General features: G+C 43.4%; 13 protein-coding genes and 1 riboswitch. All 13 genes read left to right on the top strand.

Translation table 11 applies throughout. From position 1 onward, the window contains the following. Nucleotides 1–108 precede the first annotated feature (108 nt). The 13 genes from ftsE (at nt 109) to gltX (ending at nt 14,838) form a co-directional block, all read left to right on the top strand. Nucleotides 109–792, top strand: a complete 684-nt coding sequence (ftsE, locus tag RDS42_RS01345; protein WP_308782015.1) for a cell division ATP-binding protein FtsE — start codon at nt 109–111, stop codon at nt 790–792. Then, nucleotides 782–1,687, top strand: coding sequence for a permease-like cell division protein FtsX (gene ftsX, locus RDS42_RS01340; RefSeq protein ID WP_308782014.1), 906 nt, complete (start codon nt 782–784; stop codon nt 1,685–1,687). Before ftsE ends, ftsX begins: the two co-directional genes overlap by 11 nt. Before the next feature lie 95 nt (nt 1,688–1,782). Next, the gene (locus RDS42_RS01335) at nt 1,783–2,955 is read left to right on the top strand and encodes a S41 family peptidase (protein WP_308782013.1); all 1,173 of its coding nucleotides are present in this window, start codon (nt 1,783–1,785) and stop codon (nt 2,953–2,955) included. A 152-nt stretch (nt 2,956–3,107) separates the two neighbouring features. Further along, nucleotides 3,108–3,977 carry a DegV family protein gene (locus RDS42_RS01330; RefSeq protein WP_308782012.1) on the top strand — a complete coding sequence of 290 codons (870 nt, stop codon included), beginning with the start codon at nt 3,108–3,110 and terminating at the stop codon, nt 3,975–3,977. Between the two features lie 179 nt (nt 3,978–4,156). After that, nucleotides 4,157–5,473, top strand: coding sequence for a fibronectin type III domain-containing protein (locus tag RDS42_RS01325; RefSeq protein ID WP_308782011.1), 1,317 nt, complete (start codon nt 4,157–4,159; stop codon nt 5,471–5,473). 125 nt (nt 5,474–5,598) lie between these two features. Next, nucleotides 5,599–5,790, top strand: a riboswitch (cobalamin riboswitch). A 205-nt stretch (nt 5,791–5,995) separates the two neighbouring features. Beyond that, complete coding sequence (locus RDS42_RS01320; protein WP_308782010.1) at nt 5,996–7,279, top strand: sirohydrochlorin cobaltochelatase; 1,284 nt, start codon at nt 5,996–5,998, stop codon at nt 7,277–7,279. Between the two features lie 122 nt (nt 7,280–7,401). Beyond that, nucleotides 7,402–8,280, top strand: coding sequence for a hypothetical protein (locus RDS42_RS01315; protein WP_308782009.1), 879 nt, complete (start codon nt 7,402–7,404; stop codon nt 8,278–8,280). A 1-nt stretch (nt 8,281) separates the two neighbouring features. Next, complete coding sequence (locus RDS42_RS01310) at nt 8,282–9,424, top strand: ABC transporter substrate-binding protein (RefSeq protein WP_308782008.1); 1,143 nt, start codon at nt 8,282–8,284, stop codon at nt 9,422–9,424. Between the two features lie 25 nt (nt 9,425–9,449). After that, nucleotides 9,450–10,469, top strand: coding sequence for an iron ABC transporter permease (locus RDS42_RS01305; RefSeq protein WP_308782007.1), 1,020 nt, complete (start codon nt 9,450–9,452; stop codon nt 10,467–10,469). Further along, nucleotides 10,466–11,560, top strand: a complete 1,095-nt coding sequence (locus tag RDS42_RS01300) for an ABC transporter ATP-binding protein (protein ID WP_308782006.1) — start codon at nt 10,466–10,468, stop codon at nt 11,558–11,560. Before RDS42_RS01305 ends, RDS42_RS01300 begins: the two co-directional genes overlap by 4 nt. 197 nt (nt 11,561–11,757) lie before the next feature. Next, a complete protein-coding gene (locus tag RDS42_RS01295; RefSeq protein ID WP_308782017.1) occupies nt 11,758–12,930 on the top strand; it encodes a putative peptidoglycan glycosyltransferase FtsW in 1,173 nt (390 codons plus the stop codon). 100 nt (nt 12,931–13,030) lie between these two features. Next, nucleotides 13,031–13,264: an acyl carrier protein gene (gene acpP, locus RDS42_RS01290; protein ID WP_177276040.1), complete on the top strand. Its 234-nt coding sequence runs from the start codon at nt 13,031–13,033 to the stop codon at nt 13,262–13,264. A gap of 125 nt (nt 13,265–13,389) precedes the next feature. Then, the gene (gene gltX / locus RDS42_RS01285; protein WP_308782005.1) at nt 13,390–14,838 is read left to right on the top strand and encodes a glutamate--tRNA ligase; all 1,449 of its coding nucleotides are present in this window, start codon (nt 13,390–13,392) and stop codon (nt 14,836–14,838) included. Nucleotides 14,839–14,848 lie beyond the last annotated feature (10 nt).

The raw sequence follows: 14,848 nt of genomic DNA, 5'->3' as shown, positions 1-14,848 counted from the left end.
GAAATTTTTCTGGATTCTCAAAAAACACTTGAAATTCATAGAGAACTATGTTACAACATTGTTACAAAAGCGTTAAAATGTTTATTCTGTATGAGAAGGAGGAACATAATGATAGATTTGATCGATGTAAGTAAATCATATGATAAAGGCAATCTGGCTGTAAATCATGCAAACTTACATGTAGATAAAGGTGAATTTGTATTTGTAGTAGGAAGCAGTGGTTCAGGTAAGTCTACCCTGATCAAACTTCTGATGAAGGAGCTTGATACTACTGGAGGACAGCTGATCGTAAGCGGTGAGCGACTGGAAACAATGAAACATCGCCGGGTTGCAAAATACCGCAGAAAGCTAGGCGTTGTATTCCAGGATTTCCGTCTTCTCAAAGATCGTAATGTATATGAAAACGTTGCCTTTGCCCAGAGGGTTATCGGCAGACCGGGAAAGGTGATCCGCAGACGTGTTCCTGAGGTGCTTCAGGAGGTTGGACTTGCCGGAAAAGACAAATCTTATCCGGATGAGCTTTCCGGTGGTGAGCAGCAGAGAGTTGCTCTTGCAAGAGCCCTTGTAAACCGTCCGGACATCCTTCTTGCAGACGAACCTACAGGAAACCTGGATCCTCAGACAGCGGAAGAGATCATGAGGCTGATAGAGGAGATCAATGAGCGTGGAACAACAGTGCTTGTGGTAACACATAATAAGGATATTGTAAACGCAATGAAAAAAAGAGTGGTTACCATGCATGAAGGCGTCATTGTCAGCGACGAGAAAGAAGGAGGATATCATGAGGCCTAGTACGATATGGTTTACTCTGAAACAGGGTGTAAAAAATATTAAAAGAAACTGGATGTTTTCTCTTGCATCTATCCTGACGATGGCTGCATGTATATTTCTGGTTGGGGTGTTTTATTCTATTGTGAATAATGTAGATAATATTGCCCATAAGGTAGAGCAGGAAGTTCCTGTTACAGTGTTTTTTGAGGAAGGAACAACTCAGGAACAGATCGATATGATCGGAGAACAGATCAGGCAGCGTCCGGAAGTGGAAAATATTGTGTTTAAGTCTGCCGAGGAAGCATGGAATGACTTTAAAGATCAGTATTTCCAGGGATCTGAAGCTGCAGAAGGATTTAAAGATGATAATCCTCTTGTGAATTCTGCAAACTATCAGGTTTATATGAATCAGATTGAAATGCAGTCAGATCTGGTATCCTATATCCAGAGTCTGGAGCATGTACGTGAAGTAGAGCAGTCTGAACAGGCTGCAAAGACTCTGGGAAGCTTTAACCGTCTGGTATCTGTGGCTTCGATGGTGGTAATCGGACTTCTGGTACTGATTTCTATTTTCCTGATACATAATACTATTTCTGTAGGTGTTTCTGTTCGTAAGGAAGAGATTGGTATTATGAAGTATATCGGTGCGACAGACGGATTTGTAAGGGCGCCTTTTGTAATGGAAGGAATCGTACTGGGTGTGATCGGTGCGGCGATTCCTCTGACTGTTTTATATTTCCTGTATAATACTGCAGTAGAATATGTTCTGACAAAGTTTAATGTTCTGACAGGAGTAGTTGCTTTTATTCCTGTTTCTGAAATTTATCAGACATTACTGCCATTGGGACTTGCCCTGGGTATAGGAATCGGTCTGATCGGAAGCTTCTGGACAACAAGAAAGCATCTGAGAGTCTGATGAAAAATAATAACTGAGAGCAGATACGGCATAAAGTTCTGGCTGAAAAAGTCAGGACATTGTGCCGTTTATCTGTTTTGGGAGGCATTTATAATATGAAGAAAGAGTTTATCAAAGGGATCGCGGCAGGAATTACAATTTCACTTGCCGTTGCCGCTGGAGGATATGCAGGATATCAGATCAGGGACAGAGGTGTTCTGTCCGATTCGGAACATGTCCAGAAGATTCGTGCGCTGGAGGCTTTGATCCAGCGGGATTATCTGGGAGAAATAGATGAGAACCAGCTTGCAGAAGGGCTGTATGCAGGACTGATAGGCGGGCTGGGAGATCCTTACTCCAGATATTATACGGCAGAAGAATACAAACAGGAAAATTCAGCTACAATGGGAGCCTATGTGGGAATTGGCGTGACTATGCAGAAAAACCTGGAAGGCGGTGTGGAGATCGTAGAATGTTACGAAGGAGGACCTGCCAGTAATGCCGGTGTGAAGACAGGGGATATTATCAGTGCAATTGATGATACTGACATTACAGATATGGAGGTGTCAGAGGTTGCAGATATGATACGGGATGGTAAAAAAAAGCAGGCAGTTTTGACCATACACAGGCAGAATGAGGAAACGCCTCTGAAACTGACTGTAGAGATCACGGATGTAACACTGCCTTCTGTTTTTGAAGAAATGCTTAAGGAACAGGTGGGATATATCAGGATATCAGAATTTACAGATGTAACACCGGATCAGTTCAGGGAAGCCTTTTCCAGTCTGAAAAAGCAGGGAATGGAAAAACTGATTGTTGATCTCAGAGGAAATCCGGGGGGACTTCTGACTTCTGTGTGCAGTATTTTAAATGAGATTCTTCCGGAAGGGCTGATCGTATATACAGAAGATAAATATGGGGAGCGCCAGGAGCAGAAATCAGAAGGAAAAACACCATTGGATATGCCATTTGCAGTTTTGGTCAATGAAAACAGTGCCAGCGCTTCTGAAATTTTTGCAGGAGCAGTTCAGGATCATGGAATCGGAACAATCGTAGGAACGACTACTTATGGCAAAGGAGTGGTACAGGAGCTTCTTCCGTTAAAGGATGGCAGCGCTGTAAAACTAACGATCTCTGATTATTATACACCAAAGGGGAATTCAATTAATCATACAGGAATCAAACCGGATGTGGAGGTAAAACTGGATCCGGAGCTTTTGAACCAGGAGGAGATTACGCATGAAGAGGACAATCAGCTGCAGGAGGCATTGAAAGTACTGGAAAAGTAACCGGGCAGAAATGTGTGGATTGTTTACGACTTTCACAATAAGTCGAAAAATTCATTATTGTTTATGTTGCATGAGACGAACTGTGATGTTATGATAAGAACAAAAAAGTTTGCTGCAGCATGGTCTTATAGCATGTTGGGAAAGGATAACGTATGAGAGAGTATGTGATCACAACGGATAACAATGCGGATCTTCCGGTGGAATACTACAAAGAACATAATGTAGGCTGTATGTATTTCAGCTACACTATGGACGATGTACTTTATAAACAGGGATCCTATATGCCGGAAGGTGAGTTTTACGGAAAGATGAGAGCCGGTTCCATGCCTACTACAGCACAGGTGAACCCGGAAGAAGCCAGACTTTTATTTGAACCGTATCTGAAAGAGGGCAAAGATATCCTGCATATTGCGTTTTCCTCCGGATTAAGCGGAACCTATAACAGCTGCCGGATTGCGGTGGAGGAACTTAGGGAAAAATATCCGGATCGGATCATTACTATTATAGATTCCCTTGCAGCGTCTTTGGGGCAGGGGCTGCTGGTTTATCTGGCACAGAAAATGAAAGAAGATGGTGCAGATATGCAGACGGTTGCAGAATGGGCAGAGAACCATCGCAAAAATATCGTACATCTTTTTACCGTAGATGATCTGAATCATCTTTACAGAGGGGGACGTGTTTCAAAAACGACAGCAGTTCTTGGCGGAATGCTGAATATTAAACCTATCCTTCATGTGGACGACGAGGGAAAACTGATCCCCATCGGCAAAGTCAGGGGACGTAAAAAATCAATTCTGGAACTGGCTTCTCTTATGGACGAAAAACTGGGAAGTCATAAAGACACCTGTGATACGATCTTTATCAGTCATGGAGACTGTCTGGAAGATGCAAAAATCCTGGCTGAGAAGATAAAGGCACGGTATCAGATTAATACAGAGATCATAAATTATGTAGGGTCAGTGATCGGCGCTCACTCCGGTCCAGGCACACTGGCTTTGTTTTTTGTAGGAGATTTAAGGTGAATTTGTTACTGCAAAGCGTTAAAAGGTAATATAAATGTAACAAAATAATAATATTTTGTAAAAAAACTCTTGCATTCTTTCTGAACTTTTCGTATGATAAAAAGGAAAGGGCTGCCGTACATGGCTATAAAAGGGCAGTCCATATGAAACAAACGTGTTCAGATGAAAGGAAGGATCGAATGCAGAAAGTTGGAAGAAGAAAAAGAATAACCGTATTTTTTATGGCAGTTTTGGCAATGCTTGCAGTGACTTTTGGCTCGGAAGTTCCGGTAAGTGCTGCTGCGTCTGTGAAGAATATCAGTGTAAAAACAAATATACAGGCATCATCTACCAATGCCCTCAGGATCAGCTGGAACCGTACCTCTATGGCAGACGGATATGTAATCTACAGAAGAGAATCTCTTAACAAACCATTTAAGAGATTAAAGGTAGTAAGCAAGAATGCAGCTTCTTACCTGGACAGGAATCTGACCAGCAGCAAGCCTTATCAGTATGCAGTAAGAGCTTATCGAAAAGAAAACAAAAAGAATGTATACAGCAAATACGTTCCGGCTCTTGGAGCAACCCGCCCTCAGCAGACTACAGTAAAGGTAAAGGCAGTTTCCAGCAGCAGAGTGGACGTATCCTGGAATAAAAATCTCAGAAGCAGCGGATACTGTATTTACAGAAGAGCTGCAGGAGAAAAGTGGGTTCTGATCGCAGATCTTGCCAGTAAAAACAGTGCTTATTCAGACAAGAAGGTAAATGCAGATACGAAATATGTTTATGCGGTACGCCCTTATAAAAAAGCTGGAAATGTAAAATATATGGCATCCTTTAAACAGAGCAGCCTGATCCATACACCGGAAAATGTATCTGGAAACACTTCTTATCCAGTATTTACCCAGACCCAGAAGGATGTTATGAAAAAAATCCTTTATGCAGTGGAGACTGGCGGACAGGTTTACGGCAGACAGGATTATAAGGATTTTACAGAAGCAGGTACCAACAGCAGTGCTGAACGTGCAATTACCATTGGCGCAGGACAGTGGTATGCCACAGAAGCACAGAGACTTCTGAAGCTGATCCATACGAAATATCCTGCTACCTGGAAGAAATATGATCCGAAGAATTATGTATGGAATGATGTGGTTAATAAAAACTGGTCTACATACAGAATAAGTAAGAAGTCAGGAAGAGCAAAGATTATTGTGAATCTGATCGGCTCACCTGACGGCATCAAGTGCCAGGATCAGCTGATGTATGAGCAGATCGATGAGATGCAGAAAGAGATCCGTAAGCTTGGCATTACAGAACCAAAGGCAGTGGGAATGTTTATCAATATCCGCCACCAGGGCGGTTATGGTGCAGTGACTCGTGTCCTTAATAAGACAAAACGTCCGGTAACTCTTGATAATATCTACAAAGCACTGCAGACAGATACCGGAAACCAGGTAGGGGCTTATAAGAGCAGACAGAAATGTGTTTACACCTGGCTTAAAACTTATATGAAATAGAATAAAGAAATCGGATGAGACTGATGGCGATCATATCCTGTGAAAATAAGGTGACGATCATCATCAGTCTTATTTTGTCTAAAACTATTGTATTTACAGCAGAAAAGTGATATGATTTAATAAATTGAATAAGAATAACAACAGGTGCCGGATTAAAACGGATAATAGGGAAACAGGTGTGAATCCTGTACGATCTCGTCACTGTATTTAAGGAGTATGGAGCTGAGTATGTTACATACAGTCACTGGGAAACCGGGAAGGCTGCTTCATATGATGATCTATAAGTCAGGAAACCTGCCTGCTGTTGGTACGGGGACTCATGTCCCGGATCACGAGTAATTGGTTGTACCGCGCATTTTCCGCAGGCCTTTTACCCTTATTATAAAGATAAAGGTTTTTTTTATTGTTAAAATAAAACTTCCGCAGGCCGGAAAAGTTTTCTCCGTACATTTTTATTCAGTTTAGGGCAGTCTGCAGACAGGCAGAACTGTTCAGACAGTGTAAAGATAAAGGAGGAAAATCATGAAAAACAAAACTGTAAAAGCACTGGCACTTCTTATGACTGTAACAACTGTAACTATGATGGGATCTGCAAGCATTTATGCTTCTGAAACAGAAGCAGATGCAGCGGTAGAAGCCACAGCAGAGGAAACTGCAGAAGATGAATCTGGAGACGCAGATCAGGCAGCAGCTGATAATGCAGCAGCTCTTATTGATAAGATCTACGTTCAGGAAAGAACAGAAACTACAGACGAAGACTGTAAGGCTGCAAAAGAAGCATGGGATGCTCTGACAGATGCGCAGAAAGAACTGGTAGAGGGAGAATTCGCAAGCCCGGACTACTTTGGACTGGATACAGGGGATGCAGCAGCTGATGATGCCCGTAATGGAGATGAGATAGGTGAAAACGAACTTTTGGTGGTAAGCTTTGGTACTTCTTATAATGACAGCCGCGCAGAGGATATCAAAGGAATTGAGGACGCGCTTCAGGAAGCTTATCCGGACTGGGCAGTCAGAAGAGCTTTTACTGCACAGATCATCATTAACCATGTACAGGCAAGAGACGGAGAAGTAATCGATAATATGCAGCAGGCGCTGGATCGTGCTGTAGAGAACGGAGTCAAAAATCTTGTAGTACAGCCAACTCATCTGATGCACGGTGCAGAGTATGATGAAATGACGGAGGCACTGGAAGAATATCAGGATAAATTTGAGTCAGTTGCCATTGCAGAGCCAATGCTTGGTGATGTAGGAGATGATGCCACTGTGATCAATGCGGATAAGGAGGCAGTTGCCAAGGCAGTTACAGATGCAGCTGTTGCAGATGCCGGATTTGAAAGTATGGAAGCAGCGGCAGAAGACGGCACAGCTTTTGTATTTTTGGGACATGGCACTTCTCATACAGCAAAGGTAAGCTACAGCCAGATGCAGACACAGATGGAAGAGCTTGGATTTGCAAATGCATTTATTGGAACAGTAGAAGGGGAACCGGAAGACACAGCATGTGAGGCTGTGATCGAGAAGGTAAAAGAAGCCGGATATAAGAAAGTTATTCTTCGTCCTCTGATGGTGGTTGCCGGAGATCATGCAAATAATGACATGGCAGGCAGTGAAGAGGATTCCTGGAAGAGTATGATGGAAGCATCCGGTGCTTTTGACTCTGTTGATGCCCAGATCGCAGGTCTGGGAAGAATCGATGCAGTAAAAGAACTTTATGTAGAACATACAAAGGCAGCAATGGATTCTCTTGGGGCAGAAGGTACAGAAGAAGCAGGGGAAGAAACTGCAGAAACAGCAGAAGAATAAAAATAAAAGCTGCATATTTTGCAGGATGAGATAATATAGACTGCTGCAAAGCGGACTGCAGAAGCAGTGGCTTTGCAGCAGTTTTTACTTTATCAGGAAAGACCAGGAAAGGAGATTTTATTATGAAACGAAAAATTGTAATGGTATTATGTGCGGCAGGTGTGCTTTCCTTAGCCGGGAGCAGTCTGACCATGGCGGGAGAAAAAACGGAAGCTGTAACTGAAGAAAACGGAGGAGCAGAAGAAAAAGCAGATGCGGCTCTTGAGGACGGCGTTTATACAGCAGAATTTGAAACAGACAGCAATATGTTTCATGTAAATGAGGCAAATGATGGAAAAGGGACTTTGACTGTAGAGGATGGAAAGATGACCATTCATGTAAGTCTTGTATCCAAAAGCATCGTAAATCTGTTTGTGGGAACAGCAGAGGACGCGCAGAAGGAAGGGGCAGAAATTCTGGAACCTACTACAGATGAGGTGACCTACAGTGATGGATACAAGGAGGAGGTATTTGGATTTGACATTCCTGTGCCTGCTTTGGATGAAGAGTTTGACTGTGCCCTTCTTGGAAAAAAAGGAAAATGGTATGATCATAAGGTAAGTGTCTCGGATCCGATACCGGCACCAGAGGCAGGAAAGCAGGAAGCGGCAGAAGGAAACACTGTGGAGGATCTGAAACTGGAAGATGGAAATTATACGGCGGAGGTTGTTCTGGAAGGCGGATCAGGCAAGGCTTCTGTGGAAAGTCCGGCAAAACTGGAAATTAAGGATGGAAAGGTAACTGCAGAGCTGATCTGGAGCAGTCCGAACTATGATTATATGATAGTAGACGGTGAAAAATACGAAATGACCAATACAGAGGGAAATTCTACATTTGAAATCCCGGTATCTGCCTTCGATACAGTGTTAGAAGTAAAAGCAGATACGGTGGCAATGAGTGAACCTCATGAGATCGATTATACTTTGCAGTTTGATTCTGAATCCATAGAAAAGGCAAAATAATATGAAAAAATTTCTTATCTGTCTTATAACCAGTGTGATTCTGCTGACATTTGTCTGTCCGGTGCAGGCTGCAGAAAAGGAAAATACTCATACGGAAATCAAAGGTCTTACCTTTGACCACAGCATGGAGCTTACTTATGCGGAACAGTTTTCTGTAGATTACTATAAGGATGGATATGCCCTGATCACCATAGCGGAGGAAGGACAGTTTCTGGTAGTGCCGGAGGGAAAAGAAGCCCCAGAAGATCTGGACCCGAAAATCGCTGTGATCCAAAAACCTGTAGAAAATATTTACCTGGTAGCAACTTCTGCCATGAATCTTTTTTGTGCACTGGATGCACTGGACCATATCAGTCTGTCCGGAACAGATGCTGACGGCTGGTATATTGAGGAAGCAAAAAAAGCCCTGGAGAACGGCAGCATTTCCTTTGCAGGAAAATACAGTGCCCCGGATTATGAGCTGATCCTGGACAAAAAGTGCAGTCTGGCAGTAGAATCCACCATGATCTATCATACACCGGAGGTAAAAGAGAAACTGGAACAGTTTGGGATCCCGGTCCTTGTAGAACACTCCAGCTATGAATCACACCCGCTGGGACGGACGGAATGGCTGAAACTTTATGCCGTGCTTCTGGACAAAGAAAAAGAAGCGGAGCAGCTTTTTCAGCAGCAGGCAGAGAAGCTGGAAAAGATTCAGGACAGCCGGAATACAGGAAAGACGGTTGCATTTTTTTATATTAACTCGGTAGGCGCTGCCAATGTGCGTAAATCTAATGATTATGTGGCAAAAATGATCGATCTGGCGGGAGGAGAATATATTTTTCGGGATCTTGGAGAAAAAGATAATGCACTTTCCACTATGAATATGCAGATGGAGGAATTCTATGCCTCTGCAAAAGATGCAGATTACATAATCTATAACAGTACCATCGACGGAGAGCTGACGGATATTTCCCAACTGCTGGCGAAAAGCTCTCTTCTGGGAGATTTTAAAGCTGTAAAGGATGGAAACGTATGGTGTACGGAGCAGAATCTGTTCCAGGAAACACTGGAGCTGGGAACGATGATCGAGGATATTCATACTATGCTGACGTCTGAGGATGAAACGTTGGATTCTCTGACCTTTATGCATAAGCTGAAATAAATATTGATACAGGAAGGACAAAATCATGCGTAAAAAGCTACATTTCAGATACTGGGCGGCCTTTGGCTTTCTGTTTTTGCTGCTGATCTTATTTATCATATGGAACATCAATTCCGGCAGCATCCCCATTTCTGTAAGAGAAATCATTGATATTCTGTTTATGAGAGGGGGAGAGGAAACAGCACGGAATATTGTGTGGGAGATTCGTCTTCCAAGAATTATTTCTGCGGTGATCCTTGGAGGTGCATTGTCTGTATCAGGATTTCTTCTTCAGACTTTTTTTGGAAATCCCATTGCCAGCCCTTTTGTACTTGGAATTTCTTCCGGAGCAAAGCTGGTGGTATCTCTTGTGATGATATTCCTGTTAGGAAGATCGATGGTGGCTTCTTCGGCAGTTCTGATTCTGGCGGCTTTTGCCGGTTCTATGATCTCTATGGGTTTTGTGCTTCTTGTGGCAAAAAAAGTAAAGCAGATGTCAGCTCTTATTATCAGCGGCATCATGATCGGGTACATTTGTTCGGCAATCACAGATTTTGTGATCACTTTTGCTGATGACTCAAATATTGTAAACCTCCATAACTGGTCACTGGGAAGCTTTTCCGGAATGGACTGGGAGAACGTAAGAGTGATGTCTGTGGTGGTACTGACTGCCTCGGCAGTGGTATTTCTCATGTCAAAGCCTATCGGGGCTTATCAGCTGGGAGAAAGCTATGCACAGAATATGGGAGTGAATATTAAGGTGTTCCGGGTGGCTCTGATCCTGTTATCCAGTATCCTGTCTGCCTGTGTAACGGCCTTTGCAGGTCCGATCTCTTTTGTAGGAATCGCGGTTCCCCATCTGGTAAAAAGCCTTTTAAAAACAGCCAGGCCTCTTCTGGTGATCCCGGCATGCTTCCTGGGAGGAGCCGTATTCTGTCTTTTCTGTGATCTGATCGCCAGAACTGCATTTGCCCCTACAGAGCTCAGCATCAGTTCGGTGACTGCAGTGTTTGGGGCGCCGGTTGTCATTTATATCATGATCCGAAGAAAGAGGACAGCGCAATGAATGAATTTTATGTACAGACAGAACAGATGACAGTGGGATATGACGGAAAGCCTTTGATCCGGAATATAGAAATCCGTCTGAAACGAGGCGAGATCCTTACATTGATCGGTCCAAACGGCGCAGGAAAATCTACAATTCTGAAAAGTATGACAAAACAGCTGAAGCTGGTGGGCGGAACCGTATACCTGGGCGGTGAACAGATGAACCGTATGTCAGGCAAAGAAGTTGCAAAGAAGCTGGCAGTAGTTATGACGGAGAGACTGCGTCCGGAACTTATGACCTGTGAGGATATTGTAGCCACCGGCCGTTATCCATATACAGGAACGCTGGGAATCCTCAGTGAAAGAGACTGGGAAAAGGTTCATGAGGCTATGGCATTAGTCCATGCCGCTGATTTTAAAGACCGGGATTTTACAGCTGTCAGTGATGGCCAGAGACAGAGAATCCTTCTGGCCCGGGCAATCTGCCAGGAACCGGAAATCATTGTTCTTGATGAACCCACGTCTTTTCTGGATATCCGTCATAAGCTGGAGCTTTTGACGATCCTTAAGGATATGGTAGTAAAGAAAAATACAGCAGTCCTGATGTCTCTGCACGAACTGGATCTGGCACAGAAGATATCAGATTCGGTGATCTGTGTTCATGGAGACCAGATCGAAAAATATGGCACTCCGGAAGATATTTTTACTTCAGAATATATCCATCATCTGTATGGGATCACAGCAGGAAGCTACAATGCTTCATTTGGCTGCCTGGAAATGGAGCCGCCTAATGGAAAACCGGATATTTTTGTGATCGGAGGCAACGGAAAAGGGATTCCTGTCTACCGGAAACTGCAGCGTGCCGGAATTCCTTTTGCGGCAGGAGTTCTTCATAAAAATGACCTGGATCACCAGGTGGCAAAGGTTCTGGCAGCAGAAGTAGTGGAGGAAGAGCCGTTTTCTGTGATCAGTGAGGAAAATTTTCAGAAAGCTAAGAAATTAATGGAAACCTGCAGCCGTGTAATCTGCTGCGTAGATATATTTGGCCCTGCAAATGAAAAAAACCGGCAGCTGCTGGAGATTGCAGAAGCTTCCGGAAAACTGGTATAAGAAAAATCCCTGCTTTTTACAAATCTGTGAACAATTTCTCACAGACTTGTACAGTGCAGGGGATTTTGTTATAATGAAAAATCAGAAGGTAAAGAAAAACAGGAGCTTCTGTTTTTTTTACCAGGAATCAGGCAGCAGAAAGAGTTTTTTAGAAAGAAACAGGTGTTTTCATGGCAGATACAGTACAGCGGAAAAAGCTGGCTGAACAGAAAAAAAGAAAAAAGAAACCCGTAAGCAGAAAAAAAGCAGATTATTATGATTACAGCCTTCTGGCAGTGGTGATCCTTCTGACCTGCTTCGGTCTTATCATGCTTTACAGTACCAGCGCTTATATGGCTGAAGTAAGGTATGGGGACGATATGTATTTTTTCAAGAAGCAGGCATTTATCAGTGCAGGATGTATTGTAGTTATGATCCTCATATCCAAGATAGATTATCATATTCTTACAAAATTTGTAACAGTTCTGTATGGAGCGGCTTTTATTCTGATGGCGCTGGTACGTTTTACTCCTCTGGGGGTTGTGGTAAACGGTGCAAAAAGGTGGCTGAAGATCGGAATCCAGTTTCAGCCCTCGGAAATCGCCAAGATCGCGGTGATTGTCTGTCTGCCTTATATGATCATAAAGATGGGAAGGCAGGTCCAGACACTGAAGGCATGTATGATACTGGGACTGGCAGGACTTGTTCTGGCAGGAGGCGCTTATGTCTTCACCGACAACCTGAGTACCGCTATCATTATCTTTGGCATTACGGCAGGGCTGATCTTTGTATCACATCCCAAAGTAAAGCCTTTTCTGCTTATAGGTGCAGTGGGAGTCGTGCTGATACTGGGACTGGTGCTGTTTTTGTATGCAACGGTAGATCCGGAAACCAATGAAAACTTCCGTATTGGCCGTATTCTTGTATGGCTGCATCCGGAGGACTTTGCTGATGGAGACGGATACCAGACTCTTCAGGCTCTTTATGCCATTGGATCCGGAGGTTTTCTGGGAAGAGGTCTGGGAAACAGTATCCAGAAACTGGGCAGCGTTCCGGAAGCACAGAACGATATGATCTTTTCCATTGTATGTGAAGAGCTTGGAATTGCAGGTGGAATTATGGTGCTGCTTTTGTTTTCCTATCTTCTTTACAGACTGTTTTTTATTGCACAGAATGCGCCGGATATGTTTGGATCGCTGATGGTAAGCGGAGTATTTATTCATATTTCACTGCAGGTGATCTTTAATATTGCGGTCGTGGTAAATATGATGCCTAATACGGGTGTCACCCTGCCGTTTATCAGTTATGGAGGTACGTCCATCATGTTTTTGATGGCAGAGATGGGACTTGCCTTGAGCGTCGCCCGGCAGATACGGTTTCAGGATGTATGAAGCCTGGGGAGAAAATCCCTGAAATCTATTGACAAAAAGTTCTGTAGAATATATACTTTCCACATCAAAGTATCATGTTTGATAAAAGGAGAAGAGAGCAATGTTAGAAGAAATGAGAAAAATGATCGCAGAGCAGTTAAGCTGTGATGAAAATGAAATTACAGCAGATACTTCTTTTAAAGATGATCTGGGAGCAGATTCCCTGGATCTTTTTGAGCTGGTAATGGCTCTGGAGGATGAGTACAATATTGAAATCCCGGCAGAAGAGCTTGCAGATCTGGCTACCGTTGGCGATGTGATCGAATATCTGAAAAACCGTGGCATCGAAGCATAATTGAGAAAAATTCCCTGAGGCAGAGATGTCTCAGGGTCTTTCATTGATAAGACGTAATTACATAGCGGCTGCGGCAAAATTTTTGAGCAGCTGCTGTAATAAAAAATGGGAACAGGAGAGATAGCATGACTAAATTAAGAACAAGATTTGCACCCAGCCCAACAGGCAGGATGCATGTAGGAAATCTGCGTACAGCTCTTTATGCATATTTGATCACCAAGCATGAAGGCGGAGATTTTATCCTTCGTATTGAGGATACAGACCAGGAACGCTACATGGAGGAGGCAGTAGATATTATTTACCGCACCATGGAAAAAACAGGGCTGCTTCACGACGAGGGACCGGACAAGGACGGCGGAGTAGGCCCTTATGTACAGAGTGAACGTCAGGCATCCGGAATTTACCTGAAATATGCACAGCAGCTGATCCAGCAGGGAGATGCTTATTATTGCTTCTGCGGTCAGGAAGAGCTGGAATCCATGAAGAGAGTGGTTGCAGGAAAGGAAATTTCTATTTATGACAAACGTTGTCTGAATCTTCCGAAAGAAGAAGTCGAGAGACGGCTTGCTGCAGGAGAACCTCATGTGATCCGATTCAATATGCCTACAGAAGGAACCACAACTTTCCATGATGTGATCTATGGAGATATTACGGTAAATAATGAGGAGATGGAAGACCTGATCCTGATCAAATCTGATGGATATCCAACATATAATTTTGCTAATGTGGTAGACGATCATCTGATGGGAATTACCCATGTGGTACGTGGAAACGAGTATCTTTCCTCCGCACCGAAATACAACCGCATTTATGAGGCATTTGGCTGGGATATCCCGGTGTATGTACATTGTCCTCTGATCACCAATGAGGATCATCAGAAGCTCAGCAAACGTTCCGGACATTCTTCCTATGAAGATCTTCTGGATCAGGGATTTCTGACAGAAGCTATTGTAAACTTTGTGGCGCTTCTGGGATGGAGTCCCCAGGAAAACAGAGAAATCTTTTCTCTTGAGGAGCTGGTTGAAGCATTTGATTATCATCATATCAGCAAATCTCCGGCAGTCTTTGATATTCAGAAGCTTCGCTGGATGAATGGAGAGTATATCAAAAAAATGGATCCGGAAGCTTTTTATGAAAAGGCTCTGCCTTATATGAAGGAAGTTCTGAAAAAAGAGTATGACTTCCGTAAGATCGCAGGAATGGTACAGACCAGGATCGAAGTATTCCCGGACATTCCGGCCCTGATTGATTTCTTTGAAGAGGTTCCGGAGTATGATGCTTCTATGTACTGCCATAAGAAAATGAAAACAACAGAGGAAACTGCGCTTGCAGTTCTGAAAGAAGTGCTTCCTGTTCTGGAAGCCCAGGAAGACTATAAGAATGATCCTCTTTTTGAGTCTTTAAGCGCTTTTGTGAAAGAAAAAGGATATAAAAACGGTTATGTGATGTGGCCGCTGCGTACTGCAGTATCCGGCAAACAGATGACACCTGCCGGTGCGACAGAGATCATGGAGATCATTGGCAAAGAAGAAACTATTAAACGCGTAAAAGCAGCAATCGAAAAACTCAGTTAAGAACGGACTT

The sequence above is a fragment of the uncultured Blautia sp. genome (genome assembly GCF_902497045.1).
GTDB lineage: Bacteria > Bacillota > Clostridia > Lachnospirales > Lachnospiraceae > Blautia_A.
The sequence above is the reverse complement of the archived record's forward strand: the minus strand, read 5'-3'. Positions and strand labels throughout refer to the sequence as shown.

Bases quoted from the DNA above. Each gene is read 5' to 3' on its own strand.
- ftsE (WP_308782015.1), top strand. From the start codon at position 109: ATGATAGATTTGATCGATGTAAGTAAATCATATGATAAAGGCAATCTG.
- ftsX (WP_308782014.1), top strand. From the start codon at position 782: ATGAGGCCTAGTACGATATGGTTTACTCTGAAACAGGGTGTAAAAAAT.
- RDS42_RS01335 (WP_308782013.1), top strand. From the start codon at position 1,783: ATGAAGAAAGAGTTTATCAAAGGGATCGCGGCAGGAATTACAATTTCA.
- RDS42_RS01330 (WP_308782012.1), top strand. From the start codon at position 3,108: ATGAGAGAGTATGTGATCACAACGGATAACAATGCGGATCTTCCGGTG.
- RDS42_RS01325 (WP_308782011.1), top strand. From the start codon at position 4,157: ATGCAGAAAGTTGGAAGAAGAAAAAGAATAACCGTATTTTTTATGGCA.
- RDS42_RS01320 (WP_308782010.1), top strand. From the start codon at position 5,996: ATGAAAAACAAAACTGTAAAAGCACTGGCACTTCTTATGACTGTAACA.
- RDS42_RS01315 (WP_308782009.1), top strand. From the start codon at position 7,402: ATGAAACGAAAAATTGTAATGGTATTATGTGCGGCAGGTGTGCTTTCC.
- RDS42_RS01310 (WP_308782008.1), top strand. From the start codon at position 8,282: ATGAAAAAATTTCTTATCTGTCTTATAACCAGTGTGATTCTGCTGACA.
- RDS42_RS01305 (WP_308782007.1), top strand. From the start codon at position 9,450: ATGCGTAAAAAGCTACATTTCAGATACTGGGCGGCCTTTGGCTTTCTG.
- RDS42_RS01300 (WP_308782006.1), top strand. From the start codon at position 10,466: ATGAATGAATTTTATGTACAGACAGAACAGATGACAGTGGGATATGAC.
- acpP (WP_177276040.1), top strand. From the start codon at position 13,031: ATGTTAGAAGAAATGAGAAAAATGATCGCAGAGCAGTTAAGCTGTGAT.
- gltX (WP_308782005.1), top strand. From the start codon at position 13,390: ATGACTAAATTAAGAACAAGATTTGCACCCAGCCCAACAGGCAGGATG.